The 334-nt window shown below is 56.6% G+C and carries 1 protein-coding gene; it reads right to left on the reverse strand.

Features of this window, described 5'->3' with window-relative positions; all coding sequences use genetic code 11:
- A partial coding sequence (locus SB764_RS38965; protein ID WP_410866607.1) for a hypothetical protein occupies positions 1–334 on the reverse strand: 334 nt, incomplete at both ends.

A 334-nucleotide genomic window follows, 5' to 3' on the forward strand; every position in this document is an offset into this window, starting at 1 on the left:
GGCATTGAAACTGGTGTTCCAGGTATGGCCGCCGTCGATCGAGTATTCGACGGTGGCACCCGTTTCGACACCGGTGAGATTCAACGAACCGACATTGGTAATGTGGTCGGTGGCACTGCTACCGGAATCGCTCGATAGTGTGACACCGGGCGCAGCAGCTGAGGTATCAAGCGCGAAGCTGAACGCCGTCGGATCGGATGTATTTCCTGCGACGTCGGTTTGCCGAACCTGTACGTCATTCATGCCTTCGACCGCGTTGAAATTGGTGTTCCAGGTATGACCGTCATCGGTCGAGTATTCGACGGTGGCGCCGGTTTCAACGCCGGTGAGATTC

The sequence above is a fragment of the Paraburkholderia sp. SIMBA_027 genome, assembly GCF_046535315.1.
GTDB lineage: Bacteria > Pseudomonadota > Gammaproteobacteria > Burkholderiales > Burkholderiaceae > Paraburkholderia > Paraburkholderia tropica.